17 protein-coding genes are annotated in these 25,175 nt (G+C 71.0%); 9 read left to right on the top strand and 8 right to left on the bottom strand.

What is annotated here, in order from left to right; translation table 11 throughout:
• Positions 1-2 precede the first annotated feature (2 nt).
• From NQO67_RS31445 to NQO67_RS31465, 5 genes are all read left to right on the top strand, one after another.
• Positions 3-2,180: a tetratricopeptide repeat protein gene (locus tag NQO67_RS31445; RefSeq protein WP_255953733.1), complete on the top strand. Its 2,178-nt coding sequence runs from the start codon at positions 3-5 to the stop codon at positions 2,178-2,180.
• Between the two features lie 66 nt (positions 2,181-2,246).
• Entirely contained in the window at positions 2,247-3,722 is a 1,476-nt protein-coding gene (locus NQO67_RS31450; protein WP_255953734.1) for a VWA domain-containing protein, read from the top strand.
• Positions 3,719-4,810, top strand: a complete 1,092-nt coding sequence (locus tag NQO67_RS31455) for a hypothetical protein (protein ID WP_255953735.1) — start codon at positions 3,719-3,721, stop codon at positions 4,808-4,810. Before NQO67_RS31450 ends, NQO67_RS31455 begins: the two co-directional genes overlap by 4 nt.
• Positions 4,807-6,132 (top strand): ABC transporter substrate-binding protein, encoded by a 1,326-nt coding sequence (locus tag NQO67_RS31460; RefSeq protein WP_255953736.1) that lies wholly within the window; start codon positions 4,807-4,809, stop codon positions 6,130-6,132. Before NQO67_RS31455 ends, NQO67_RS31460 begins: the two co-directional genes overlap by 4 nt.
• 170 nt (positions 6,133-6,302) lie before the next feature.
• Positions 6,303-6,881, top strand: a complete 579-nt coding sequence (locus tag NQO67_RS31465) for an adenine phosphoribosyltransferase (RefSeq protein WP_255953779.1) — start codon at positions 6,303-6,305, stop codon at positions 6,879-6,881.
• A gap of 214 nt (positions 6,882-7,095) precedes the next feature.
• Here NQO67_RS31465 and NQO67_RS31470 read toward each other — a convergent pair whose 3' ends face one another.
• The 7 genes from NQO67_RS31470 to NQO67_RS31505 form a co-directional block, all read right to left on the bottom strand.
• Positions 7,096-7,806 carry an HAD family hydrolase gene (locus tag NQO67_RS31470; RefSeq protein ID WP_255953737.1) on the bottom strand — a complete coding sequence of 237 codons (711 nt, stop codon included), beginning with the start codon at positions 7,804-7,806 and terminating at the stop codon, positions 7,096-7,098.
• Complete coding sequence (locus NQO67_RS31475) at positions 7,803-9,152, bottom strand: B12-binding domain-containing radical SAM protein (protein WP_255953738.1); 1,350 nt, start codon at positions 9,150-9,152, stop codon at positions 7,803-7,805. The genes NQO67_RS31470 and NQO67_RS31475 overlap by 4 nt, the downstream gene beginning before the upstream one ends.
• Positions 9,153-10,440: 1,288 nt before the next feature.
• Entirely contained in the window at positions 10,441-13,290 is a 2,850-nt protein-coding gene (locus NQO67_RS31480; protein ID WP_255953780.1) for a DUF5682 family protein, read from the bottom strand.
• 41 nt (positions 13,291-13,331) lie between these two features.
• Positions 13,332-14,444, bottom strand: coding sequence for an ATP-binding protein (locus tag NQO67_RS31485; RefSeq protein ID WP_255953739.1), 1,113 nt, complete (start codon positions 14,442-14,444; stop codon positions 13,332-13,334).
• Between the two features lie 62 nt (positions 14,445-14,506).
• Positions 14,507-16,015, bottom strand: a complete 1,509-nt coding sequence (locus tag NQO67_RS31490) for a vWA domain-containing protein (RefSeq protein ID WP_255953740.1) — start codon at positions 16,013-16,015, stop codon at positions 14,507-14,509.
• Complete coding sequence (locus NQO67_RS31495) at positions 16,012-17,508, bottom strand: hypothetical protein (protein WP_374119210.1); 1,497 nt, start codon at positions 17,506-17,508, stop codon at positions 16,012-16,014. The genes NQO67_RS31490 and NQO67_RS31495 overlap by 4 nt, the downstream gene beginning before the upstream one ends.
• A 647-nt stretch (positions 17,509-18,155) precedes the next feature.
• The gene (locus tag NQO67_RS31505; RefSeq protein WP_255953741.1) at positions 18,156-18,647 is read right to left on the bottom strand and encodes an Lrp/AsnC family transcriptional regulator; all 492 of its coding nucleotides are present in this window, start codon (positions 18,645-18,647) and stop codon (positions 18,156-18,158) included.
• A 192-nt stretch (positions 18,648-18,839) separates the two neighbouring features.
• On the opposite strand from NQO67_RS31505, the gene NQO67_RS31510 reads away from it, so the two are divergent.
• From NQO67_RS31510 to NQO67_RS31525, 4 genes are all read left to right on the top strand, one after another.
• Positions 18,840-20,291, top strand: coding sequence for a pyridoxal phosphate-dependent decarboxylase family protein (locus NQO67_RS31510; protein WP_255953742.1), 1,452 nt, complete (start codon positions 18,840-18,842; stop codon positions 20,289-20,291).
• Positions 20,292-20,392: 101 nt separating this feature from the next.
• Positions 20,393-21,511: a macro domain-containing protein gene (locus tag NQO67_RS31515; protein WP_374119205.1), complete on the top strand. Its 1,119-nt coding sequence runs from the start codon at positions 20,393-20,395 to the stop codon at positions 21,509-21,511.
• Entirely contained in the window at positions 21,508-22,209 is a 702-nt protein-coding gene (locus NQO67_RS31520) for a hypothetical protein (RefSeq protein WP_255953744.1), read from the top strand. Before NQO67_RS31515 ends, NQO67_RS31520 begins: the two co-directional genes overlap by 4 nt.
• 2 nt (positions 22,210-22,211) lie before the next feature.
• The gene (locus tag NQO67_RS31525) at positions 22,212-22,865 is read left to right on the top strand and encodes an RES family NAD+ phosphorylase (protein WP_255953782.1); all 654 of its coding nucleotides are present in this window, start codon (positions 22,212-22,214) and stop codon (positions 22,863-22,865) included.
• A gap of 88 nt (positions 22,866-22,953) precedes the next feature.
• Here the strand turns inward: NQO67_RS31525 and NQO67_RS31530 are convergent, their stop codons facing one another.
• Positions 22,954-24,939, bottom strand: a complete 1,986-nt coding sequence (locus NQO67_RS31530) for a caspase family protein (protein ID WP_255953745.1) — start codon at positions 24,937-24,939, stop codon at positions 22,954-22,956.
• Positions 24,940-25,175: the final 236 nt, after the last annotated feature.

The following is a 25,175-nucleotide window of genomic DNA, read 5'->3' on the forward strand; positions in this document are numbered from 1 at the left end:
CCGTGACTGTCTGCAATCGCCCGGACTGCGGTCGCGGCGAGATAGACGACCAGGGGTTCTGCACCGCCTGCGCACGGCGTCAGGGACCGCCGACGTCCACCGCGGAACACGCCGGTGCCCACCCCCCGGCACCGCAGCGCACCACCCCCGCGGCCGGCGTTGCGGCGGTGCGCCCCAATCCCTGGTACGGCCTGGAGTTGGCCGAACCGCTCGAGGCCGCCGGCCGCACGGACGATCTGCCACCCACCGCGTCCTCGTCGCGCGACCCGGTCACCGAACGGGAGCGGCACTGCTCCGATCCCCGCTGCCAGGCACCGGTCGGCCGTGGATACGACCGCAGCCCGGGCCGCATCCACGGCTACTGCCCCCGGTGCGGCGCCCGCTTCGACTTCAGGGTGCCCGTCGGCAAGACCGTCGCCGAACGCTACGTCATCGAAGGGCGCCTCGGCTCCGGCTCCAACGGCACGGCGTACCTCGCCTACGACAACAACCTCCAGGCATACGTGGTCCTCAAGGCCCTGACGGGATCGGTGGCCAGGACGGCCGAGCACGAAAGGGACGCCCTGGTCGACCTGCGGCACGACAACATCGTGCGCATCCTGGACTACGAGGCGGAGGGGCCCTACCTCGTCCTGGAGTACGTGCCCGGGGTCGACCTGTCCGAACTCCACGGCGCCGACCGGCTGGCCGTCCTGCTCGGCCACGGGATCCGCATCCTGCAAGCGCTCGACCACCTGCACGCCAAGGGCCTGCTGCACTGCGACGTCAAACCCTCCAACATCATCCGCTTCCCGGTGGAGCGCGGGTACACCGACGGCGGCGAAGGGGGCGAGCCCGCGCGGCGTGAGGGGGTCCGGCTCATCGACTTCGGCTCGGTGCGCAAGCGCAACGCGACCGGGCCGATCGAGTCGTTCACCCCGGACTACGCTCCGCGGGAGAACGACCCGGAATGGGACGAACCCACCGTCGGCTTCGATCTCTTCAGCCTCGGCGTCACGCTGAAGCGGCTCTGCCACGTCCACCTGGACAACCTCGCGGCGCCCGGTGTCGAGTCGCTCCAGTTCCTCGTGGACCGTGCCACGGACAGCAGGGTGCCGAAGCGGCGCTTCGCCACGGCACGCCAGTTCGGCGAGCAACTCAGCGGTGTGATCCGGCAGGTGGCGGCGGGCTCGCCGCAGCACGCTCCGGTGGTCAGGGCCTCCGCGCTGTTCGGCTCCATGCCGAAAGCCCTGCACGGTGGGCTCGGGGCGGCCCGGCCGATCAGGCACTGGGTCGGGGCGAAACCGGACGACGACGCACGTCTCACGATGCCGGCAGCGTTCCGCACGCCCGATCCCCGGGACGTGGCCATGGCACTTCCGGCGCCCCTCCAGGTCCCCGACGACCCGGACATCACCGAGTCGAGCAGGGCCGCGCTGGCCGAGAGCCAGCGGGCGCTCCGGACACCCGACACCGCCGGCGCCCGCACCGCCCTGGAGCAGGCGGACCTGCCCACGTGGCACTGGCTGAAGTCCTGGTACACCGGCCTGATCGCACTGGCCGACGGGGAGAACGAGCAGGCCACCCGTCACTTCACCGCCGTACGCAAGGCCCTGCCGGGCGAGCTGATACCGCAGCTCGCGCTCGGACTGTGCGCGGAGATCTCGCACCGCGCGTCGGTCGCGCAGTCCTGCTACTCCACCGTCTTCGACACCAGCCCGGCGCTCGGCGCCGCGGGGTTCGGACTGGCCCGCGTCCATCTGCGGGCCGGCCGGCGCATGGCGGCCGTGGCGACCGTCGACCGGCTGGCCGATGTCGTCCGCTACGGTCCCGCGGCACGCATCGCGGCCATCCGTCTGCTGATCGTCGCTCCGGCAGAGCAGGAGCACCCGGGGCCCGGATCGGCCGAAGTGGCGCAGGCCCGCGCCAGACGTGCCGAGATCGTCGACAGGTTCACGGCCGACAGCCTGGACGCGGAGATCCGGTACGCGGACTTCCTGCGCACCGGCGACACCGACGACCGGCTGGCCTTGTCCAGGGCGATCCAGGAGCTTGCGGCGCACGCCACGAACGGTGGTGACCACACGGCGCTGCTCGACGGCGCGAACCATGTACGGCCGCCGGTCCCGTGGCCCTGGTCGCGACACGGCAGAATCGGACTATTCGGTTTCAAAAGAAAAACCCAGCCGCTAAGCTCATAGGCTCCCGACGGGCCTCGGACGCGATCAGGTGGTGCAATGGGGGGGCCATCAGCATCGGATGATGCGGTGGAAGATCCGGCAGCGTCGAGTCTGCGCTTCTCCCTCGACATGGGGACGGTTGCGGACCAGGCGTTGGGCGACGACCGCGCGGACGCGCTGCTGACCGTCTCGGCGGCGTCCTCCGCCCGGGCGGCCGCGGGCGCCGGTGCCCTGGTCCTGATCATGGACACCTCGCTGTCCATGACCAACCGGGGAAAGCTGGACGAGGCGAAGCGCGCCGTGTGCGCCGCCATCGACACCCTGCACGAGGGCACCCGCCTCGCCGTCGTCGCGGGCAGCCGGCCCGCCGAGGTGATCTATCCGCCCGGCGGTGGTCTGGTCCGGGTCACGACGGCGGTGAAGGCGGCCGCCAAGTTCGAGGTGATCCACCAGATCGCCGGTGGCGGCACGGCGATCGGGAGCTGGCTGGCCTGCGCCCGGCAGCTCTTCGCCGAGGGGACAGCGCCCGGGACGGTGCGGCACGCGGTGCTCTACACGGACGGCAGGAACGAGCACGAGACGTCCGAACAGCTCGACCGGACGCTTGCCGAGTGCGGCGACCAGTTCGTCTGCGACGCACGGGGACTCGGCGACGACTGGGACTACAAGGTACTGCTGCGGATCACGCAGGCACTGCACGGCGACCCCAAGGCGGTCGTCAGGATCGCCGACCTCACCGACGACTTCACCCGGCTCATGCGGCAGGCCCAGCGCGTGGTCGTCGGCCGCACCCGTCTGGACCTGCGCCTCGACGGCCGGTTCCAGCTGGACTTCGTGCGTCAGAACCGGCCCGTCGAAGCCGAGCTGACGGGGCAGTCGTACGCGTCCGACGACGAGGTCCATGTGCCGCTCGGCTCCTGGTCCCCCGGGGACTGGGCGCAGTACCAGGTGTCGCTGCGCTACGCGCCGGAATCCCTCCCCGTCGAGGAGGAGATCCGCGCCGCCCGCGTCTGGCTGCGCGCCGAGCACGGCGACGGCACCTGGCAGGAGTGCGCCGAGTCACGACCGCTGGTGGTACGGCGCCGGGCCACCCCCGCGTTCCGGAACGTCCGGCTCGACCTGACCCGGGTCGAGGACCTGCGCGAGCTCAACATGGCGATGCGCGCCTGCGCCGACGCCCACGAGGACGGGGACGTCGACCGGGCGGACGAGGAACTGCGCACGGCCGTGGAACTCGCCACCGCACTGGACGACCCCACGCGACTGGCCCTGTTGCACGCCATGGCCGTCTCCGGCACCGACGGCCGGCTCCGCATGCGCCGTGGCCTGCCCCGTGGCGAGGTCCAGCGGCTCGGTCTGGAGTCGACCAGGACCGGTCCCATGCCGGCGGACGTGGTCGATCCCCCCATCCCCAGCACCCCGCGCCGGCGACGCTGCGCACGCGGCCACTGGACCACGTCGCACTGGGTCAACTTCTGTGAGGAGTGCGGCGAGCCCTTCGCCCGGACGGACTCGGTGCCCGGCGGAGCAGCAGCGGGCGGCGGCCCGGTGGGCGCCCCATGACCACGCGCACCACTCCCCCGAGCCCGCCCCCGGATCCGGCTCGGGACGTGGACCCGACCCCCGACACGGACCCGGCACCGGAGGCCGAGCCCGGCCGGTGGGCCGCGCTGCGCGCCGCTCCCCCGTGGTCCACCGTGCGGGCCGCTCACCGCAGGGCGCGGCGGCGCGCCAAGCACCAGTGGGCCGAACTGCGCGCCACCCACCCGATCCGGGTGCTGCGCTGGCTCAGAACGGGCGTCCTGGTCACGGTGTTCGGTACCGCAGTGCTCTGCCTCCTGGTGGCGATCCAGGCCGACCAGCAGAAGGACGCGGCCCGGCGCACCCAGCAGCAGTCCATCGACGACATCGTCCGCGCCGCCGCGTCCGTCGAGGACGCGGACAACGCGCTCAAGCACGCCTTCGACACCGGCCAGCTGTCGCTCACCGGCACCGGGAGCGACTTCGCCAACGCCACCGCCCGGGTGAGTGCGTACATCACCTCGGCGACCGAGGGGAACGCGGCCGGGCCGCGTGGCCTGACACAGATGGAGAACGTGCAGAACACGCTCACCACCTGCGTGCAGCAGGCCAACACCGCAGCGCATGACTACGCCTACACCCGACCCCGCGACTACGAGGAAACCTCCGTGCACAAGGCACTGACCGGTGAGGAGGAGCTGGTGGACCACGAGCGCATCCCGGGCACGGGCGGGCTTCAGGCCTTGCTGGGGGACCTCAAGAAGCTCGAGGAGGATGCGCGCGACCGGCAGTTGCACTCGTACTGGCTGCACCCTGCCGTCTCCTGGTCCCTGCTGGTCGGACCGGTGCTGATGGTGCTGGCGCTCACCATGACGACCGGCCATGTCCTGGCGCGGCACTTCCGGCGGTACCTCGACCGGCGCCTGGTGGCCGCTCCGTTGGCGGTGGCCGCGGGGGTCTGCGTCGCCCTCGGCCGGGATGTCTCCCTCACCGTCGGACAGCTCACGCTCTGGCACCCGGCGCACTGGCTGCCCCTGACGCTCGCGATGCTCCTGCTGGCCGCCGCCGGGGCCCTCGCCCATGCGGCGTGCCGCCCGCTCCTCGTCGAGTACAGGTTCAGGCTGTCATGAGGGGCGTACTGCGCGCCACGGTGCGGGCACGGGGCGCCGCCCGCGCGCCCGGCGTCATCGGCCGACTCCTGCGCGGTGTGCTGGTCATCGCCCTGCTGATGGCCGTGAGCGGGTGCGGCGACGGACCGCGGCAGGACCGGGTGACGGTGATGGTGCCCTGGTCCGGGGGTGAGTTCCAGGCGTTCTACTCGGTCATCAGGGCGTTCGAGAAGAGCACCGGAATCCAGGTCGACGTGCAGGTCACCCGTGCGCTGACCCAGCAGCTGGACGCCGCGGTGACCGCCGGCGCGCCGCCCGACCTCGCGATGCTGCCGAGTCCGGGCGCCATCTACCAGTACGCCAGGAAGGACGGGAACGGGGGGACGCGTCTGCGCCCGCTCGACACCGGGACGGCGGCGGCCTACCTCGAACCGTTCCGGAGCCTGGCGACGGTGCGGGGCACCGTGTACGCGATCCCCGTCAAGGCGGACGTCAAGAGCCTCATCTGGTACAACCCGCAGACGACGCCACGCCCCCAGCACCCGACCTTGCAGACGCTGGCCACGTCCGCCACCGGTCACCCCCTCGACCTGTGGTGCCTGGGCCTGGCCTCCGGCCCGACCTCCGGCTGGCCCGGTGCCGACTGGATCGCGGACATCCTGCTGGCCGACCCGTCCGAGGGGTCGGCCAGCAGGTACCGGCAGTGGCTCTCCGGCGACCTGGACTGGGCGGAGACGTCCGGCGCCTGGAAGGCCTGGGCCTCCATGGTGGGCGAGGACAGCCTCGGTAAGGCCGCCACTTTGGAGTACGGCGAGGCCGCGGCGGGCATGACGGGTCCCCGGCCGAGCTGCTCCCTGGCGCACGGCACGCTCTCCGCGATGGACTTCCCGGCCAAGCTGGCGCCGGAGAAGGGCTATGACTTCGTGACCTTCACCCCTGGCGGGCCCCTCCAGGTCTCGGCGGACTTCGTGGGGATGTTCACCGACAACACGGCCGCCGAGCAGCTCCTGACCTACCTCTCCGGCGGTGCCGCGCAGCTGGCCTGGGTGAACTACAAGGAGGGGTACGCCATCTCCGCGAGTCGCGCGGTGCGGCCGGGGAAGTACCGCAATGTGGTGCAGCGCCGGATCGCCGCCATGCTGTGGCCGGACTCCGGCCATCTGCTCTGCTTCAGCGCGGCCGACGCCATGCGGACCGACGTGTCCGCCGCGTTCTACCGGGCCGTGCTGAGCTACGCGACGGGCGCGGCGCACCTGTCGGACCTCCTGCGAGGTCTCCAGGCCGTCCAGGAGGACCGGGGGGACTCCCCGGTCGTCCCCGACGACAAGCTCTGCACCCCGTGAGTCCTGCGGCCGGAACTCATGGCCCCCGGAAGAACCCCGGGTGAACTCCTCACCAGTCGGTACGAACGCCGGAATTCACCTTCTTATGAGCAACGCGGGCGCCACTTGGTAAAAAGATGTATCCACTTGGCGGAATCATCCATTCCGCCACTTAGGATTGCCACATGGATATGACCACAACCCCTGAAGCGAGACCCATCAGGCACCTGTCACCACCGTCGGACGATGCGTTGGCCGCCCGAATTGCGGCCACGCTCAAGCCGGTTCCGGACTTTCCACGCGTCGGTGTGCAGTTCCAGGACATGGCGTCGTTCTATGCCGCCCCGGAGATCATGCGGGATACGGCCACGGCCATCGTGGAAGCCTTCCGCGGTGAATTCGACGCCGTGCTCGCAATCGAAGCCAGGGGATTCCCCATCGGGACGTTGGTCGCCCAGCAGGCCGGCAGCTCCCTGGTCTTAGCTCGCAAGCAGGGAAAACTGCCCGGGGAAACGCACGCCGTCTCCTATGACCTGGAGTACGGAAGCGCGGTACTGGAGATCCAGCACGGCACCCTCGGCCCGGAATCCCGCGCCCTGGTGATCGACGACGTGCTCGCGACGGGTGGAACATTCGAAGCGGCGGCCCGTCTGGTGGAGGCGTGCGGGGCGCACCTGTGCGGATTCGCCGCCATCCTGGAGATCGCCGGACTCGGTGGGCAGGAACGCCTGGCCCCGTCCCCGGTCTTCATCGCGCACAGCATCAAGTAGCGCCGAACCGGTCCCCCTTCGCTCTTCGGCGCAACGGTTCACACCGGCTTCGGGTGTGTACCCGACCCCGACGTGGCCTCTCCCCGTCTCGTCAGAACGCTTCAGAACGGTTCAGAACGCTCGGCCGTCGCTGCCGCATTCCGTGGCACTCCGCACTCAAGCGGCGGCCCCCTGCCGGACGGCAGGGGGCCGCAGAAGACACGTGCACATCGCCCTAGGTGCGGGACGAACCCTCCGGAAGCACTTCCGGAAGCAGCCGCAGGCCGGCCTCAGCGGCTGCTTCCAGCCCGTTTGCCACCGTCAGCCCCAACTCCCCCACCAGGGACGGATCGTAGGATCCGTCATCGAGGAGAACGCAGACGGTGCCCGCCGCATTGGCCGCCTCCAGGTCGTCCAGGGTGTCGCCGATCAGGACCACCTGGCTCGGGAGCAACGGTGTGCCGGACAGCCCCTGGAGCAGGGCCAGGTGCTCCTTGAGCGCCTGCTGCTTCGAGTCGGTCCGCCCCTGGTGGTGCCGCACGCCCTCGGCGATGAGGAACGACTCGGAGATGCCCCACTGCTCGACCAGCGCGACCACCTCCTCGTGCTCCCCCATCGACAGCAGGGAGTGCGTCACTCCGGAAGCGGCCAGTTCGGCGAGCACTTCCTTGGCCCGGTGGCGCAGCCGCGCGAGCGGGATCTGACGGGTGTAGTTGCTGTGGTACGTGTCGACGATCGTATGCCACTGGTCGTCGGACACCGCCCGTTCCAGCAGGCGCTCGTAGAAGGTGCGCACCGGGCGCGTGAAGCAGCGCCGGTACGCCTCGCCTTCGATCGGAGCCCCACCGACTTCGACGCACGCGGCACTTGCTGCCGTGACGCTGATGTCGAAGTCGTCGAAGAGCGTGCCGTTCCAGTCCCATACGATGTGTCGCGTTAAGCTCACGCACGCACCTTACCCGACGTCAGTATGTGGAGACGCTTGTCCGGTGCGATGTCCGGGACCGGGCGGTGCTCCATCCACATCGATTCCCGCCCGTCGAGATAGTCGAGGTACTCCGTCCGCACTTCCGCGAACCGCTTCGCGGTCTCCGGGAAGATCTGGTCGTAGATCATGTCGCACAGCTCGAGATTGCGGTGCCAGTGCTCCTCGTCCCGTGCGGTGACGGGGAGAATTCCCCAGAAGCGGAAGGGCACGTCGAGCAGCCGGTCCCGGGCGTCCGGAATGTAGGGCGTGTAGATGTTGGACTGGATGTGGTGGTTGGGCACGAGGTCGCGGTCGATGATGCTGCGGATGTACTTGATCTGCGCCACGTCGGTGTCATGGTCGATGTCCAGCAGGCCCGAGATGAAGCTGGGCTTGATGGAGATGCCGCGCTCCTTCGCCTTCATCACGCGTTCTTCGAAGGTGGCGACCTCGACCGGCTTGTTGATCTCACCGCTCGAGAAGTTCTCGATCCCCACCAGCACGGACCGGCAGCCCGTCTCGGCCATCCGGTCCAGGTTGTGGTCGGTGAGCGTCACCAGGCAGGTCTGCTGCGACCAGCGCAGTTCGAGGTCGGCCAGGACGTCCATCACTTCTTCGGCGTGCTGCTGGCGCATGAAGAAGTAGGGGTCGGCGACGGACACCGCGTCCGCGCCCAGTTCGTTGCGGAGGTACTCGCATTCTCGGCGCAGCACCTCCGGATCCTTGTAATTGATCTTGTAGACCGCGGGGTTGAGGCAGAAGGTGCACTTGAACGTGCACCCCAGACTCGTGATCACGGTGTACCGCAGCTTGTCCCGCACCTCTTGGGGATACGTCTCGAAGAGCCAGCTGTTGTCCACCTCGAACGTCCGGAACTTCAGCTTGTCGTCCTTGCCGAAGACCTGCTGCGACCAAGCGAAGATGTCCCGGTTCGTCACCACGAACTCGACCGGCGCATCGCACGCCAGCAGGTCGGGACGGAGGAAGTGGTTCGAGCTGACCGCCGGCCCACCGACGAAGATGCGTGCGGGGGAACGCCGGGCCACTTCGGCCGCGATCTCCTTGGTGCTGTCATAGGAGTTCACCGTGGAGGAGATGAGCACGGCGTCCGGCTGGTAGTCGAGGACCCGCTGCATGTTCTCTTCGTGCGAGCCGAAGTTGAAGTCCACGACCCATGCGTCGGGGGTGTAGTGACGCGCGATGCTGTAGAGATACGGCAGCGCCTGCGCAATGTGGTACGTCGCGCCGTTCTTGACCTCAGTGGCCAGGTGCGGGCGCCACCCGGTGCAGTAGCCGACGTGCGGGAAGATGATCACAACCCTCATGACCGGTGCTCCTTTGTGACAGAAGGGTGCCTACCGCTTGCGTTGCAGAATTGCCCCGTAGTGGTACCGGGCGTCCGGGCATGGGTTCAGCAACTCGCATCCGAGAGGGCTGACGTCCACGGACAGGGGTGTCGTCGATGAGCGTGCCGGACGGGTCGACGACCACGATGTCGCCGGCCCGCGTGGAAACAGGCGCGCAGCACTGAGCCAGGACCGGTGGTCTGGGGTTCGAGCCTGCTGAGGTGCGGTGCTACGCGCGGGTACTCGACGCCGTGAAGGGCGTCCTCACCGTGGCGTTCGCGCAGGAACGGGGCCCCGTGCGGAGCGTCCGGGAGGATCAGGCGATGCAACCGGGTCTCGCCAGGCGTGCGGCTCGCCGGTGGATCGTCGTGGGCCTTCTCCGGCAGCGCCACGCGGATGGGTGTGATCCGCGGTCACGGAGAAGGACTCCCCCGCGCGCAATTCCGAGCCGATAAACAGCTTCGCAGCTGTTGCCTGGCCGGGAAATTGCTTCCCCCGTGACCGTCGCGTAAACGCGGCAGCAGTGGGGACGCACTCGCGTCCGCGGGAACGAGGGATGAGGCAGGGCAGGAAGGAGGGTCGGAAAGGGAATGGGAGCCGGCGACGGGTAATAAGCGCCCGTTGCCCAGGTGGCCGAAAACCTTGACGGCAGGAGCGGTACCGGGTGTCTGCAACCAACCCGGAACTGTGACAGTGTTAACATGGCCGCCATGTCCAGCCGCCATGTGCACCTGCTTTACCCGGATTAGCGCTGCTCGCGGCCCAACCGCGATGCGGTCGGATAACGACTTGTCCGTCTCCGGCTCAACCTGCTCCGACCATGGCATCCAGGCACCTCCCGGGACGGCACCCTACCAGTTGGAAAACTTTAAGTCACTGGTATTCGGGCCTACTCGATCGGGTATCCCGAGCCTTACTTATGGCATTCCACGACACTGCGCCCGGAATGTTCTCTTCTTCTTGTGAATATCAACCTCTGGGATCATCCGCCGACGCCAGCAGCGATCATTCGTTGCCGAGGGCATATGCAACCCTTTGTTACGGAAGGCCAGATGCGTCCGCACTTCGCCCTCTCCGGTCCCGCTTGAATCGAGAATGAGGTGCGCGGGGCGAGTAGGCGTCAGGAATTTCAGGAATCCGTCTCTTCCATTATCGACGGGTGGGTCCGGCCAGCCGACAGGGACCCACGGCAGCTGGCCCCGCGGGGCGTAATCCCGGCTGCCGTCGCGAGCCGCTCCCCGCCGGCCTCACATCCCGACCGCTGGTCTCACACCCCGCCCCCGGGTCTCACACCCCCGACGAGCAGCGCCTCCAGCGCAGCCGCCGTCTCCGGGTACCGACCGGTCAGGACCGCACCGGACGGTGCGGCATCCGCGGTCTCCCACTCGCCGTCGCAGCCCAGCAGTTCCGCCAGCGCGTCACAGGTCGCCGGGTGGGCGACGAGCAGCGCACAGCCGGTGCCGCCGGCCGGGCGAAGCGCCGGACGTGCGGCTTCCGACTCCGGGTGGGCCCGCCACGGCGGCAGCCAGTCGTCCAGTGCCGCCAGGCGACCGGGGAAGATCCGGCCCGCCTCGCGGATCAACAACGGCGCCAGCTCGGCGCCGTCCGCCCGGAGGGTGGTGATCAGGGTCGGCAGCCAGGGCAGGAGCACCGTGTCCGGCAACCGCCCGAACGCGTTCGACACCGCCTCCACGACGAAGTCCGTGAGCCCCGGGACCGGCTCCAGGGCGTGCACGAACCCGCTGAGGTAGCGCGGGTAGGCGGGCAGCACCAGGGGGTTGTCGAGCAGTTGGTCGCAGCGCTCCCGGAGCTCCGCGCGGCTCAGCCGGCCGAGCTGGGTCTGGGCCGCCCACAGCAGCGCCGTCTTGGGTGGGTCCTCCGGATGCGACTGGGCGACCGCCAGCTCCAACTGGGTCCGGTCGCAGCCCAGCGACAGCGCCAGGCTCTCCATGCTGAACAGGAAGCCCAGCATGGCCGCCACCTGACGGACGGTGGCGTCCTCGTCGGTGAACGCGGTGGGCAGCAGGGTGCAGTAGTGCGCGTACCCGGCCTTGACGAACGACTCGATCCAGGACGGCAGCACCGGCTCGCTGGTGCGGTAGTACGCCAGCAGCCGCCGCACCCGGCGCAGCACCTCCGGTGCGCCGTCGACACTGCGCTCGGCCGACAGCACGTGAAGTGCGTGGGTGCCCAGCTCGTCGGAGAGCCGCCGGCTGCGCAGGTACAGCGTCGCGTCCTCGACGGTCTCCAGAACCGTCGCCGCGGTGGCCTGCGGAGCGTATGCCGTGCGCCGCAGCCGCTGTTCCAGGACCTGCTCGATGCTCACACCCTCGTAGCCGAGTTCGATGAGCGCCCGTTGGTGGGTGCCCAGCGCCAGGTCCCAGGACTCCTGGATCGGGCGCTCCCCCAGCTTGCGCTCGCCCATGATCGGGCGGGCGGCGCCGTGCGGCATCAGATACCGCAGCATCCACAGCACGTCGGAGCACGGCTCCAGCTCCGGCCGGCCCGCGATGTCCAGCAGGGCACGCTTGACACCGCGCTGCTGGAGGTTCAACCCCAGCGGCGTGAGCCGGTCGTGCACGTCGCGTGCCAGGGGCGGCAGCGCTTCGTAGCCGACCCGGCCGATCCGGTCGCCGCCCATCATGATCTCCACGAGCCGGCGCACATCGCGCCGGCCGGGCACGCTGTCCTTCTCGATGCAGGTGATCGCCGCGTCCTGGAAGTCGTACGGGGTGGGCTTGCTCCTTTCCCGCATCCCCGCCAGCAGGATCGAGGTTTCGAACACCGCGATGGCGTCGGCGGTGGACGCCAGGTAGCCGTTGCGACGGGCGGCCCGCACGATCTCCACCGACCAGCCGAGCAGCTCGGCCTCGTCCAACCGGTCCAGGGCGGGGGGTCGCTGGAGGAAGCCCGTCAGCCTGTCCGACGGCAGGGCTGACGGTACGGGAGCCACGGGGGCCGGCGCCGCCGTGGACTTCTTGGACTTGCCCTTCTTCGTACCCGCCTGTCCCTCCAACCGGTACGGCTTGATGCGGGTGCGTTTGAGGTTCTTCGCCCAGACGGTGGCGGCGATCGACACCGAGCCGGCGGCGAGGCCGAACTGCGCCTCGATCGCCGCGTGGCTGGACGGGATCAGACCGTGCTGCCACGTGGTGGCACTGCGCGGGCTGATCTCGAACGTGTCGGAGCCGTGCACGCCGAACTCGGCGACGCGACTGGCCGCGTGGAAGGCGCCGCACACGTACAGGCAGTCCGCGGGATCCGTGTCGGACGCGGCCAGATGCGCGCGCATCCTGGTCCACATGTACCGCTCGCGGTCCTCGTCGACGCGCACCCGGTGCGGGTCGCCGGGTGCCAGGCGCCTGAAGAGGCTGCCGATCAGCAGCATGACCTGGCGGTAGGTGTCGTGGTCGCTGTCGCCGAGCGGCAGCTCGACGTACTGGTGCCACCACTCCGACCAGTGCCGGACCCTGCCGTGGTGCAGCAGGTGCTCCTCCAACTCGGCGAACCGCGGCCTGAGGTCGCCGATCTCCACGCCGACCGCGTCGCCGTGCAGCGCGGCCTCCTCCTCGGCGGGCGGGGCGTCGGGATCGGCCGCCTCGACGGCCTGCTCCTTGTCCGCGTCCCACTGGAAGACGTGGTCCGAGGAACGGTCGACGAGGACGAGTTCGACGCCCGGCGTGTCCAGCGCGTAGGCGATCGCCTGGTACTCGGCCGACGCCTCGGTGATCGGTGCGACCACCGACAGCGGGGACCACTCGGCGGGGAAACCGTCGACGTCGGTCGCGAACGCCTGGACCGCCACCGGGAGCGTGCAGTTGCGCAGCTCGGACAGCAGCGGAGCCATGTCCTCGCACAGCTCCAGGTAGACCACCTTCGGCTGCTTCTCCCGCAGGCGGCGTGCCATGGCGAGCGCCGATGCGGGCGAGTGGTGGCAGACGGGGAAGATCTCCAGGGGCTCGCGCACCGCACGGTCGACGTCGTCGACGATGCCGAGCAGGATGCCCTCCAGGGCGTCGGGACCGTCGGCGAACGTCGTGGCGGCCTGCTGTAGCTGGGTACGCAGCGCTTCGAACGTCCCCTCGCTCTCCCCGGCGTCCTTACTCGCCTCGGTCACCTCGATCACCTCGGTCGCCTCGGTCACCTTCTGAGGGGCGCTCACGACAGGGTGGCGATCGCGTCGCGGCCGCCCTCGAGGAACTCGGGCCACGAACCGCCCTCTTCCTTGCTGCGTGGCTCGACGACGCCGTGCAGGTACTTGTTGAGGATGGCCAGGTCCTCGGGCTCGCGGCGGGCCAGCGAGCCGACGAGTGAGGAGGCCAGCGTGTGGGCGGTCAGGGCGCGCTCGCCGAAGAAGTTGCCGTGCAGGACGGCGTCTTCGAGCACGCCGATCTGTTCGGCGGTGGACAGCGCGGACTCCAGCTTCTCGTCGTCGCTGCCGGCCGCGGCGGCCGAGGCGCGCAGGTCGGCGAAGCTCTGCAACAGCACGTCGAGCAGGGTGGGCGGCACGTCCAGCTCTATCTGGTGGCGGCGCAGCAGCTCCTCGGTGCGGAAGCGGACGATCTCCGCCTCGCTCTTCTTGTTCGTCACCACCGGGATGCGGACGAAGTTGAAGCGGCGCTTCAGCGCCGACGAGAGGTCGTTGACACCGCGGTCACGGCTGTTGGCGGTGGCGATGATCGAGAAGCCGGGCTGGGCGAAGACGATGTTGTCGCTGTCCAGTTCGGGGACCGAGATGTACTTCTCGGACAGGATCGAGATCAGCGCGTCCTGGACATCGCTGGTGGAGCGGGTGAGCTCCTCGAACCGGCCGATGGCGCCGGTCTCCATCGCGTTCATGATGGGTGAGGGGATCATCGACTCGCGCGACTGGCCCTTGGCGATGACCATGGACACGTTCCAGGAGTACTTGATGTGGTCCTCGGTGGTGCCTGCGGTGCCCTGCACGACGAGCGTGGAGTTGCGGCAGATCGCGGCGGACAGCAGCTCGGCCAGCCAGCTCTTGCCCGTGCCCGGGTCGCCGATGAGCAGCAGGCCGCGGTCGGAGGCCAGCGTGACGATGGCACGCTCGACGAAGCTCCGGTCGCCGAACCACTTCTGCGCGATCTCCCGGTCCAGGCCGTCGGAGCGCTCGGAACCCAGGATGAACAGGCGGATCATCTTCGGCGACAGGCGCCACGAGAACGGCTTGGGGTTGTCGTCGACGGACTCCAGCCAGTCGAGCTCCTCCGCGTACTTGATCTCGGCAGGGGCGCGCAGCAGGTCGGACATGTGAGGGCCTTTCTTCACGTACGAAAGTCGTCAGGCGAAAAGAAGCGAAAAGCGGTGCGGCCTCAGGCCAGGAAGGTCTTGAGTTCCTGCACGAGCTTGCGGATGTGGCCGGAGAGCACCGGCGTGCCGAGATCCTTGAAGCGTTCCCGGAACCACGGGTTGACGCTGCCGCGCCCGGAGCTGGTCACGGAGCCGACGGGGATGAACTTGGCACCCGAGCGGTGGATGGCGGCCATGGACTGGAACAGCGGCTCGGTCTGCCACTCGTAGAAGTCGGAGATCCACACCACCACCGTGTTGCGCGGCTCGGCGATCTTCGGCTGGGCCAGGGCCATCGCGACCGTGCCGTCGGTGCCGCCGCCGAGGTTGGTGCGCAGCAGGGTCTCGAAGGGGTCGTGCACCCAGGGCGTGAGGTCGAGCGCCTGGGTGTCGTAGGCGATCAGATGGACGTCCACCTTCGGCAGGCCGGCGAAGATCGAGGCGAGGATGGTGCAGTTCACCATCGAGTCGACCATCGAGCCGGACTGGTCCACCACGACGATCAGCCGCTGGGGCGTCGTCTTGCGGGCGGTGTGCCGGTAGTAGAGGCGGTCGACGTACAGCCGCTCCTCCTCCGGGCTCCAGTTGGTGAGGTTCTTCCAGATGGTGCGGTCGAGGTCGAGGTTGCGGAACACCCGCTTGGGTGGGACGGAGCGGTCCAGGGCGCCCACCGTGGCCTTCTCCACCTGGGTGCGCAGTACCTCGGCGACCTCGTCGACGAAACGGCGGATCAGCGCCTTGGCGTTGGCGAGGGCCACGCCCGACAGGTTGTTCTTGTCCAGCAGCAGCTGCTCGATCAGCGACATGCTCGGGGTCAGCTGTGCGGCGAGCTTGGGGTCGGCCAGTACCTCACGTAGCTGCATCCGCTTGACGAGGTCGGCCTCGATGGCGCCCAGCTCCGGGCCGATCGCCGGAATCAGCCGGCTGAGGTCGGGCGTGGTGCCGCGACCGCCGCTGCCGGTGGGGCTGACGCCCCGTCCCCCGCCTCCGCCGCCCACGCCTCTGCCGCCCTGGCCGCGCAGCTCGCCCGGCCCGCAGCCCAGCGCGCGCTCCAGCCAGCCCGCGTCGGACTGCCAGCGCGACAGTTGCCCGGCGGAGACCGAACCGGAGCCGGTCGCGAAGACATTGAGCAGCACCTTCGACACCAGCGCGGCACGCCGCACTTCAGCGGCCCGGTCGCGTCCGCCGGCAGAGGCGCCGTCACCCGCGGCGTCGGAGGCCTCGGGCTCCGGCTCGGCCTCTCGTGCCATCAGCCCGTCGAACTCGGCGGCCAGCTCCGGATGGCGCTGCACGATCGAGTCGACGGAGGTCTTCGGGTCCAGCAGCCCGGACGGCAGCCCGATGTCCTCGACGACGGCGAGGCTCGCCGATTCCAGCGTGGCCTGCTCCTCGTGGTCGAAGAGACGGGCGAGGAGCCGCCAGTACAGCACCTGCCGGCGGTTCTCATCAGGGTCCACGCCGGGGTCCGTCGCGGACGGCGCGGTGGCCGGGCGCCCTGTCTCGACCGTCTCTTCTCGCGTGTGTTCGGTCATTTCCGCAGCAGCCTTCCGGCCCGCTCCCGCAGCACGGCCACGGCAGCGGTGGCGGCCTTCTCGGCCTTGACTCCGGCCTTGTCGGCGGTGCCACCGGCCCATCCGCCGGCGTGCACAGCCACGGCCTTCTTCCGTACCGTCGCCTCGACGGCCAGCGGCTGTATGCGGTACGCCCCGGCGTCCCAGCGGAGCAGCCCGATACAGGCGCCGGACGCGGCGACGGCCTCGGGAGTGAGCGGGCCCGCCGTCGGAATGCGGTCCGTGTCGACGGCGAAGGGCTGGCCGGCGACGGTGAACGTGAGGGCGCCGTCGCCCTTCTCGACGGCGTAGCCCTCCAGGAACACGGGGACCGCGATGCGTGTCGGATGGCGGTCCAGGGGTGCGGTCGTCGCGTCGGTGGCGGTGGGCAGGGCGACTCGGGCGGTGGCGAAGGCGTCGGCCGGCTCGCCCGGGTGGGCGTGCTCGTCGCTCCACACCAGGTCGCCCTCGGCGGTGACCGGCATGTCGGAGAGCTGTATCGAACGGCCTTCGCCGACGGCCGCGAGGAGCGACATGTGCGGGCGGAGCAGTTGCCAGAGTCCGGCTTCGACGACCGTGTCGGGCTTCGGCACGGACACGCCCGCACGCAGCAGGCGGGGTGTCGCGCCGTCCGCCGGCTCGAATACCGCGTGCACCTGGGCCTGGACGGCGGTCGCATGCTCCTGGAGGTCGACGCCGAGGGGCAGGAGACGGCCGGTGACGGTGCCGGCCAGCGGCACGTCGCACGCACCGGGCAGCGTCAGCAGCATGCCGCGTGACCACAGGTCGGCCCAGCGGCGCACCGGGATGCGCTCCAGCGTGGCGCCGGGGCAGCTGGCGGCGAGTTCGGCGGCGAAGCCGTCGAGGAGCGTGGCCAGGCGGCGCAGCGCCGGGTCGGGGAGCATCGCGGAGACGATCTGTGCCGCGCCCGAGACCAACTCGTGGTCGATGCCCTGCCAGCCGGCGCGCGCCAGGTCACAGAGCCAGGAGCGGGCCGCTGCGAGTGGGGGTGCCTGCCACGCCCGTTCAGGGCAGCGGGGGAGGTTCGGCGGCTGCTGGGCGGCGGGCGCCGGGATCGTCTCGACGCTGCGGGACCGGCCGCTGGTCTCCTCGACCCGGACCGTCAGCGCGTCGTGGACGGAGCCGAGCAGGGCGCTGCGGGCGGCGGCCAGGGCCACGAAGTGGTCTTCGCCGGCGGCACCGGCCGCCGCCTTCTCCGCCGCCTCGGCGACCCGGGTCACCAGCGGTGTCCCCGCGACGGCCCGGGCGACCTCCGCCAGCTGTGCGGCCTGGGCGGGGTGCGGCCTGAGCAGCCCGGCGACGAGGGTCTGGTCGAAGGCGTCGACGGCCGCCAGCGCCTCGTCGAGTCCGGCGACGGCTTCGCCGGCCGGCTCGGTGGGCTCCACCGCACTCGTATCGCCCTCGCCCTGGGGCGCCCCCACGGTCACCGCCCTGGTCGGCGGGAACCAGTGCATCTCCGGCAACGGTGCCGTGGTCGGGGTCAGCTCCAGGTAGGCCAGGTGGCGCAGGAACCGGCTGAAGACGGGTGCGGCGGCCTTGGTGTCGCCCTGCGGTGGACGGGTGCCGGTCATGGCGAGGGTGAGGGAGTGCGCGCCGAGTTCCTGGTCCGTGACCTCGACCTTCAGGTAGCGGGCGACGCGCTCGGCGCCGTACTGCAACACCGCCTCGTTGATCAGGGCCTTGATGTGGTTGCAGTACATGTATCCCGCGCCACCGCACGGCCGGTTGTTGTTGGTGCTGCACGCGTACGCGTACGAGCCGGCCGTGACCGACGAGACGTAGACCCGCGCGATGTCGGAGCCGCTGGACACCACGCCCTGCAAGCGTCCGTCGGCAAGCTCGACGAACGGGACCTTGGCGAGCTTGCGTGGCCGAGCGGGTGGCACCACCCGCGCCGTGCTCGACCTCTCCCAGACTGACACCACACCAACTCCTCATCACAGCACGAAAAGACCGCCGAACGCCGTACGCGCGAAACGCGCGCCACGACGGCGGGACGTCACCGAACATACGGCGGACCACTGACAACGGCGTGCGCGAGCCGATGGCGCCGCGCCCGCCCAACCACCGGCCGTACGGGAGTCGTTCGGGTGCCGGAGGGTCAGCGGGGCCGGCGTCCCGGCCAGGAGTCCAGCGGCAACGGGCCGCGGTCGACCACGGTGCGGATGCAGACGGTGCTGCGCACGTCGCGCACCGGCCCGATGGCCAGGATCTGGTCGCTCAGCACCCGCTCGAAGGTCAGCAGGTCGGGCACGGCCAGCTCCACGAAGAAGTCGGCGTCGCCGGAGACCATGTGGCAGGCCACCACGTGCGGGATCTCCTTCATCGCCGTCGCCACCACCTGGGGCGTGGTGCTGGAGTGCTCGACCTTGATGGACAGGAACACCGTCAGCCCGAGCCCGAGGCGCTCGCGGTCCAGGTCGGCCCGGTAGCCGGCCAGCACCCCGTCCGCCTCCAGGGCCTTGGTGCGGCGCAGGCAGGAGGAGGGGGACAGCCGTACGGCATCGGCCAGTTCCACGTTCGGAGTCCGGCCGTGCCGCTGGAGGTGGTCGAGGATGGCCTGGTCGATGCGGTCGTACATGGGGCGTGGCATGGCGTTCACCGTAACGGCCTCTTCGTCGCACGATCTGCCGCCGAACGGTGCCCGGGGCGCTGATCAAGCCATCGTGTGTCGCATGCTCCGGCGCATGCTGGTGGGCGCCACGAGCACCGATTCGACCGCCGCTCAGCGCCCACCTGTCTCCGCGCGCGTCCACGCCCACGACCGCCTGCCCCGGATTGGCCGATGAACCCTTTCCCCCTGGAACCCGACCGCACCGCGATGAGCGACATGGGTGACCTCGTCCTGCGCCGTGTCATCGACCGCACCGAGCGACTCCCTTCCCGCCCGGCGACCAACCCGCTCTCCGCGGAGGAGACGGCCGACCTCACGGCGTCGCTCCTGGCTCCCCCGCCCGCCAAGGGCGGCGATCTGGAGACGCTGCTCGCGCGCCTGGACGAGGCCGCCGACTGCGCCCTGGAGAGTGCCGGCCCCGGGCACCTGGCCTACATCCCGGGCAGCGGCATGTTCACCGCGGCGCTGGCCGAGTTCTACAACCGGGCGGTCAACCGCTACGGCGGCCAGTCGGCCGTGGCCCCGGGCTTCGCCGCGCTGGAGGAGAGCGTGATCCGCTGGATCGCGCGCGAGGTGTGCGGGCTGCCCGATGGCAGCGGCGGCCTGCTGACCAGCGGCGGGTCCCTGGCCGCCTTCTCCGCGACGGTGGCCGCCCGGCACGACCGCCTCGGCGAGGACCTCGCCACCGGCACCGTCTACACCACCGCCCTGACCCATCACTCCGTCGCCAAGGCCGCCCGTCTCGCCGGCATCCGCGGCGCCCACATACGTCTGGTGCCGCACACCCGCGAGCTACGGATGGACCACGACGCGGCCGCCGCGATGATCCGCGCGGACCGCGCGGCCGGACTGCGCCCGTTCCTCCTGGTGGGCAGCGCCGGCACCACCGACACCGGCACGATCGACCCGCTGCCGCACCTGGCCGACCTGGCCCGACGTGCGGACCTCTGGTTGCACCTCGACGCGGCCTACGGCGGTTTCTTCCGCCTCACCGCACGCGGCAGGGAACGCCTGGCGGGCCTCGAGCAGGCCGACTCGATCACCCTGGACCCGCACAAGGGCCTGTTCATGCCGTTCGGCACGGGGGCCCTCGTCGTACGCGACCCCGCCACGCTGCGGGCCGCCCACGACGGCACCGGCGCCTACCTCCAGGACGTGGGCCCGACCGGGAGCATCCCCGACTCCGGCCAGCTGGGGGCCGAGTTGACCCACGAGATACGCGGGGTACGCGCCTGGCTCCCCCTGCACCTGCACGGCGTGGACGCCTTCCGTGACGCCCTCGACGAGAAACTCGACCTGGCCCGGCACGTCCACGCCGTCCTGTCCCGCATCCCGGAGCTGGAGGTCCCGCACCGCCCGGACCTGACCACCGTGGTCTTCCGGGTCCGCCCCTCCGACGGCAGCCGGGCCGCCGCCGAGCGGGCCGACGAAGCCAGCCGCCGGCTGATGGACCGGATCAACGCGCACCGGCGGATCGCCCTCTCCAGCACGGTCATCGACGGCCGCTACACCCTGCGGGTCTGCATCGTCTCCCACCGCACGCACCTCGACCGCATCACCGAGGCACTCGACATCATCAGCGCCGAGACCACCGGGGTCACCTCCGACGCCGGCGGAGATTAGGCTCACGCGGCCCCCGTCCCCCGGCGCAGTGGCGCGTGCTCGAGGACATGCAGCGGTGCAAAAGGTTTGCCGGTGCTGTGAGCCGCTGCGATGCTGAAGGCATGCGTTCGTCGCCGCATGCTCTGGTGCCTGACTACACAGCATTGCTCGAGGAGTTACGCAAGGTACGACGGGCAGGACTGGTGAGGCTGCGGCAGCTCGAACTGCCCGCTTTGACGAGCGTCGGCACCGCATGCCGCACCGGCCACGCAGCCGCTCCCCGGGGCATCGGCTGGGGCATCGAGCAGGCCCTGCGCACCGCGGTCGCCCGACTGGGCGGCGGCACGCTCCAGGAGGCCGCCGAATTCGCCCTCGGCCTCGCCCAGGGGACCCGCGACTGGCCCGCCTCCGACCGGCGGCGCCGAGCCGCCCAGGTGTACGGGGTGAGCCCCGAGCGGTTCCGCAAGCACCACGAGCCCATGGTGCTGGGCCAGATCGCGGACCAGCTCGTCCAGTTGACCGCCGCAGAGGCGACCGGCCACGCTCCGCTGATCGCCTCCTCACCGGCCCGGCTGGCGCCCAGCCACCGTCATCTGCGGATGCGCGTCAGCGGGCGGGCCGTGATCGTCACCGTGCACGTGCACTCCGTCGACCTGCTGCGCGACATCGACGTGGTCGTTGCGCCCACCAACACCTACTTCGCACTGCCTGCCCCTTACAAGTCCTCCGTCTCGGCCGCCCTCCGGCGGGCCGGAGCCCGCCGCGACCCGGCCGGCGGGATAGCGGAAGACCACCTCCAGGCGGAACTGACCCAGTGGGTCGCCCGGCACGGCGGCCCGGGCCGCCCGGCCGACGCCGGCACCGTCGCCGTCACCACCGCGGGCGCCCTCGGCCACCAGGGCATCCGACGCATCTACCACGCCGCCGTGGCCGTTCCTCGGCCCGGCACCAACGAGTACGAGGTCCAGCCCGCCGACGTCACCCGCGCGATGGCGCGCGTCTTCGCACTCCTTTCCCACGAGTCCGGCCGGCACGACCCGCCCCTGCGGTCCCTGTGCCTGCCCCTGCTCGGAGCGGGCCGTGGCGGTCTCGAACCGGCGGCCAGCTTCACCGCCGTCTGGGCGGCCGTCGAGGCCGAATGGGCACGTGGCGCCGAGTGGGAGGTTCATTTCGTCGTCCGCAACCCGGACCGAGCCGACCTGTTGCAGCGCATGCTCGGCGAACTCGGAGCCGTCCGGTGAACGACAGACCGTTGGACGACGCCGCATCGAGCGATCCCGCAGCCGACCCCCGGCTGGCGCTCGCCGCCGCGGCGGCCGGCTGGGACCGCATCGCACCGCGCCTCGAGGCGAACCCGGGAATCCGAGACCGGTTGGCTGCACTGCTCACCGCGTACCGCGACGGAGACTCCCCCGACGAAGCCGCGGCCGAGGCGGCTCGCCTGCTGGGCCGGACGCTGCCCGGCGAGTTCGACCACGGTCCGTCGGCGCGTTTCGTCCCCGCCGGTTCAGGTGGCGTCGAGGCCCCGTCCGTGCACGGTTTCGTCGCCGAGGACCTCGCCGTGCTCGTGGTCGACGGCCACCGGATGGTCGGTCCGACGCTCGGCGCGATCCGTGATCGGCTGCTCGCCGAGCCCGCCGCCCGTCCGGAAGCCGTCCGTGCCCGCGGGCAGGATCCGTGCCGTTCCGACCTGATCCGGCTGCCCGGTCCGGGCGGCCGGCAGCACGTGCCGCTGTTCCAGTTCGACGACGATCTGCGGCCCCGTCCCGTCGTCCTCGACGTCAACCGGCTGCTCGGCGCCGACCAGGACCCCTGGGGCGTCGCCGACTGGTGGCTGTCTGCCAACGCCTGGCTGGGCGTCGCCCCCGCCCGTCTGCTCGGCGCCGGGCAGGACGGGCGCTTGCTGGACACCGCGCGACTGCTGAAGGAGGCGGGTTGACCGTGCCGCACTACCAGCCACCCGACCGCCTCACCGGCACACCCGGCAAGGCGGTCCTGCCGCGCGGCACCCTGCTCCACCGCGTGCACCGCTCCCACCGCCCCGCCGATGCCTTCAACCCGCGCCCCGCCCACTGCCTGTACGGTGGCGGCCGGTTCGACGGCACCTCCTGCGCCCCGTACCCGTACCTCTACGCCGGGCTCGGCGTGGCCGCCGCCCTCTGCGAAACCCTCGTGCGCGACCTGGAGTTCGAACCCTCGGGCGGCCCCCGTCTGCTGACCCGTGCCGCCGTCGAGGGCCGCCGGCTCACCGCACTGCGCCTCACCACGGACCTGACCGTCCTGCCCCTGCTGGACGGTCGCGACCTCGCCGCCGTCCACCAGGACCCCTGGTTGATCCACACCGAGGCGCGTGACTACGCGTACACCCGCGACTGGGGTCACTGGATCCGCCGCCACACCGAGCCCTGGGCCATGGGCTTCCTGTGGCCGTCGAAGCGCGAACCCGGCGAGCGCGCCCTGGTCCTCTTCGGTGACCGCTGCCCGCCCGGCGCCCTGCGCGTCGAGCCGGACTCCGCCCTCGACCTGGACGGGCCGGCCGGCCGGGAGTGGCTCGATGCGGCTCTGGAGCCGTACCACGTCCGTCTCGCGCCGTGAATCCGACACCCTTCCCGGACGTCGCGTACCACTCCCCGGCCTGCTGAAGGAGCCTCTGCGTGGCCAGCCGCGCCGGCCTGGTTCGAGATCACGTACCGGGCCGGTGCCCGTCCCCGGCGGGACGTACCCGTATCCCGGCCGGGATGCGGGTACGCAAGGGGATGGTCCGAACGGCCCAGCGGGCCAGCGCCGCGGTGCCGGAGGGCCGGCCGAGGTCCCGGTGGCTGGACGGCGGCCCGAAGCGCAGCACCTCGGACGGCTCGGCCGCGGCGCCGCGGCCCTCCGGTCGGGACGGGTCGCACGGGTCGAGGCAGAACGGCAGGGTGTTCAACTCCGACTCGGCGACCACGAGTTTCAGCCAGTCACGTGCTTCGGCACCCGGTTCCTCCCTGGCCGACGGCACGCTCAGCTCCACGGCTGCGCCGTCCAAGGCGAAGCCCGTGCCGCCCGGCCCGATCCAGTGCCCTGGGAAGAGCAACGGGTGGGCGGCGTAGCTGTCGGTGAGGTCGAGCAGGAGGCACCACAGCGGCCGTCGGGCCCGGTTGTGCAGGCGGATCGACACCAGCGGCCGATGTGGTCCCCTGTCGTCCCAGCCGTCGTACGAGCAGACGATCTCCCCGCTGCCGTCCGGCGCCAGGGCAGGGCCGGCCGGGCAGTGCCAGGGCACGATCTCCAGCGACACGGAGGTGTCCAGGACGGACGGCCCCGAGCCCAGCTCTCGCAGCCGGTGCCAGTGGGCGAGGTGGGCCAGGCAGTCGACGACCCGCCGTGCGTCCGCCGGGCCGACCAGCGGCAGCGAGCCGAGGAGCGGGGTCCCGTCCCGGCTCAGCAGCCTGACCGTGCCGTTCTGGACCACGGCCTGCACATGGAGCGCTGACCAGTTCTGCGGATCGTCGGCGACCCGCAGCAAGGGTGAGGGACGTCCGCCCGAGCCGTGTCCGGCAATCGCCTCCCGCAGCAGGGCTGCCCGGTCCGTGGCGTCCGCCCTGATGCTCACCGCGGCCGGCGGCGAGGCCAGCGCGGACACCGCGACGGGGTAGACCCGCGCCCGGTCCGGTGTCCACCCGACCGGTTCGGCCAGCGTCCGCTCCGCCAGCACCGTGTGCGCCCGCAGCAGGCCGCCGTCCGCGCCGTCGACCGGGGCGAACTCGGTGCCTTCGGCACCCTGCCCGGTCCGCAGGCCGTGCACGGCTCCGCAGTCGACTTCCCAACCGGCGGGCCCGTACCGCAACAGGTGATCGCCGGCCGCACCGGTGACCGGGCCGCCCAGGAACGGCCGGTCGGCCGCGCCACCGGTCCCTGCCGGTTGCAGCACCGGTTGCTGGCTCCGCACGGCGCGGCGCACCCGTGCGTCCGCCGCCACGAGCAACTGCCGATAGGAGACGCCGGGCCCGGCCGCACGGACCGCTTCGAGCAGGGAGTGGGTGAAGATCCCGTGCCGCCGGCCCCCGCACCAGTCCTCGTACGCGTACTGGTCCAGCCGGGTCGCCGCGAGAAGAAGGTGCCGTTGCGGCCGGGCACCGGTCGCCGCGTCGCGCGACTGCGCGCCGTGCCGTGTACCGGGCAACCGTGGGGACGGTTCCCTCCGGCTGCGCGGTGGCGCGTAGCGCACGGTCAGGTCCGGTGCAGTGTCGGCGTTCCGTGTTGCGCCGCCCGAGAAGCAGCAGTCGAGCACGGCCACCGTCTCAGCGCCGCGCGCCGCGACGCCGTCCAGGAGGGTTCCCAGCCGCTTGTCCAACAGGTCCCCGTCGTAGCACACGAGTGCCTGGTTCATCCCGGTCGCTTCGAGGAGCAGGTCCGCGCCCGACGCCGGCAGTTGCCTGCCATGCCCGGAGAACCAGAACAGCGCGGTGTCGCCCTCACCCGCCTGCCCCATGAAGTCTGTTATCGCGGCCTCGACCGCGGCGGTCGTCGCCTCCGCCTCCGCCAGGGTCAGCACCCGCGCCGCGCCGCCGCCGCGTTCCTCGATCAGGCGACGGGCCGCGTCGATGTCGTTGACACAACCGGTCAGCCCACCGGCGATGTCGGGCGGATAGCTGTTGACGCCCACGAGAAGGGCGTGGATGTGCCCCATACGTCCAGTGTCGCAGCGGTTGCCCCGGCAGCGCGGAAGAGAAGAGGGCGAGAAACGGTCGTGTTCCGGTTCATCGTCGGTCACCCGGTCCTGAGCGATGGTGCCGGGCCCTCCTCCTGATGCACCATCGAGGTCCATCCGTGCCCGACCAGCGCAGGCATGACGATCCGCCTTCCCGACCCGCCCGGCGGGGGCGAGGCGCAATCGGCCGAGAAGCGACGGGGAGCAGGCCGGCA

This window comes from Streptomyces odontomachi (genome assembly GCF_024435355.1).
In the GTDB taxonomy this organism is placed as follows: Bacteria; Actinomycetota; Actinomycetes; order Streptomycetales; family Streptomycetaceae; genus Streptomyces; species Streptomyces odontomachi.

What these genes read in the sequence shown, in the direction of transcription:
- NQO67_RS31530 (WP_255953745.1), bottom strand. Translation starts at nt 24,939, where the DNA reads ATGGGGCACATCCACGCCCTTCTCGTGGGCGTCAACAGCTATCCGCCC.
- NQO67_RS31490 (WP_255953740.1), bottom strand. Translation starts at nt 16,015, where the DNA reads ATGACCGAACACACGCGAGAAGAGACGGTCGAGACAGGGCGCCCGGCC.
- NQO67_RS31505 (WP_255953741.1), bottom strand. Translation starts at nt 18,647, where the DNA reads ATGCCACGCCCCATGTACGACCGCATCGACCAGGCCATCCTCGACCAC.
- NQO67_RS31460 (WP_255953736.1), top strand. Translation starts at nt 4,807, where the DNA reads ATGAGGGGCGTACTGCGCGCCACGGTGCGGGCACGGGGCGCCGCCCGC.
- NQO67_RS31495 (WP_374119210.1), bottom strand. Translation starts at nt 17,508, where the DNA reads ATGCACTGGTTCCCGCCGACCAGGGCGGTGACCGTGGGGGCGCCCCAG.
- NQO67_RS31455 (WP_255953735.1), top strand. Translation starts at nt 3,719, where the DNA reads ATGACCACGCGCACCACTCCCCCGAGCCCGCCCCCGGATCCGGCTCGG.
- NQO67_RS31510 (WP_255953742.1), top strand. Translation starts at nt 18,840, where the DNA reads ATGAACCCTTTCCCCCTGGAACCCGACCGCACCGCGATGAGCGACATG.
- NQO67_RS31465 (WP_255953779.1), top strand. Translation starts at nt 6,303, where the DNA reads ATGACCACAACCCCTGAAGCGAGACCCATCAGGCACCTGTCACCACCG.
- NQO67_RS31475 (WP_255953738.1), bottom strand. Translation starts at nt 9,152, where the DNA reads ATGAGGGTTGTGATCATCTTCCCGCACGTCGGCTACTGCACCGGGTGG.
- NQO67_RS31515 (WP_374119205.1), top strand. Translation starts at nt 20,393, where the DNA reads ATGCGTTCGTCGCCGCATGCTCTGGTGCCTGACTACACAGCATTGCTC.
- NQO67_RS31485 (WP_255953739.1), bottom strand. Translation starts at nt 14,444, where the DNA reads ATGTCCGACCTGCTGCGCGCCCCTGCCGAGATCAAGTACGCGGAGGAG.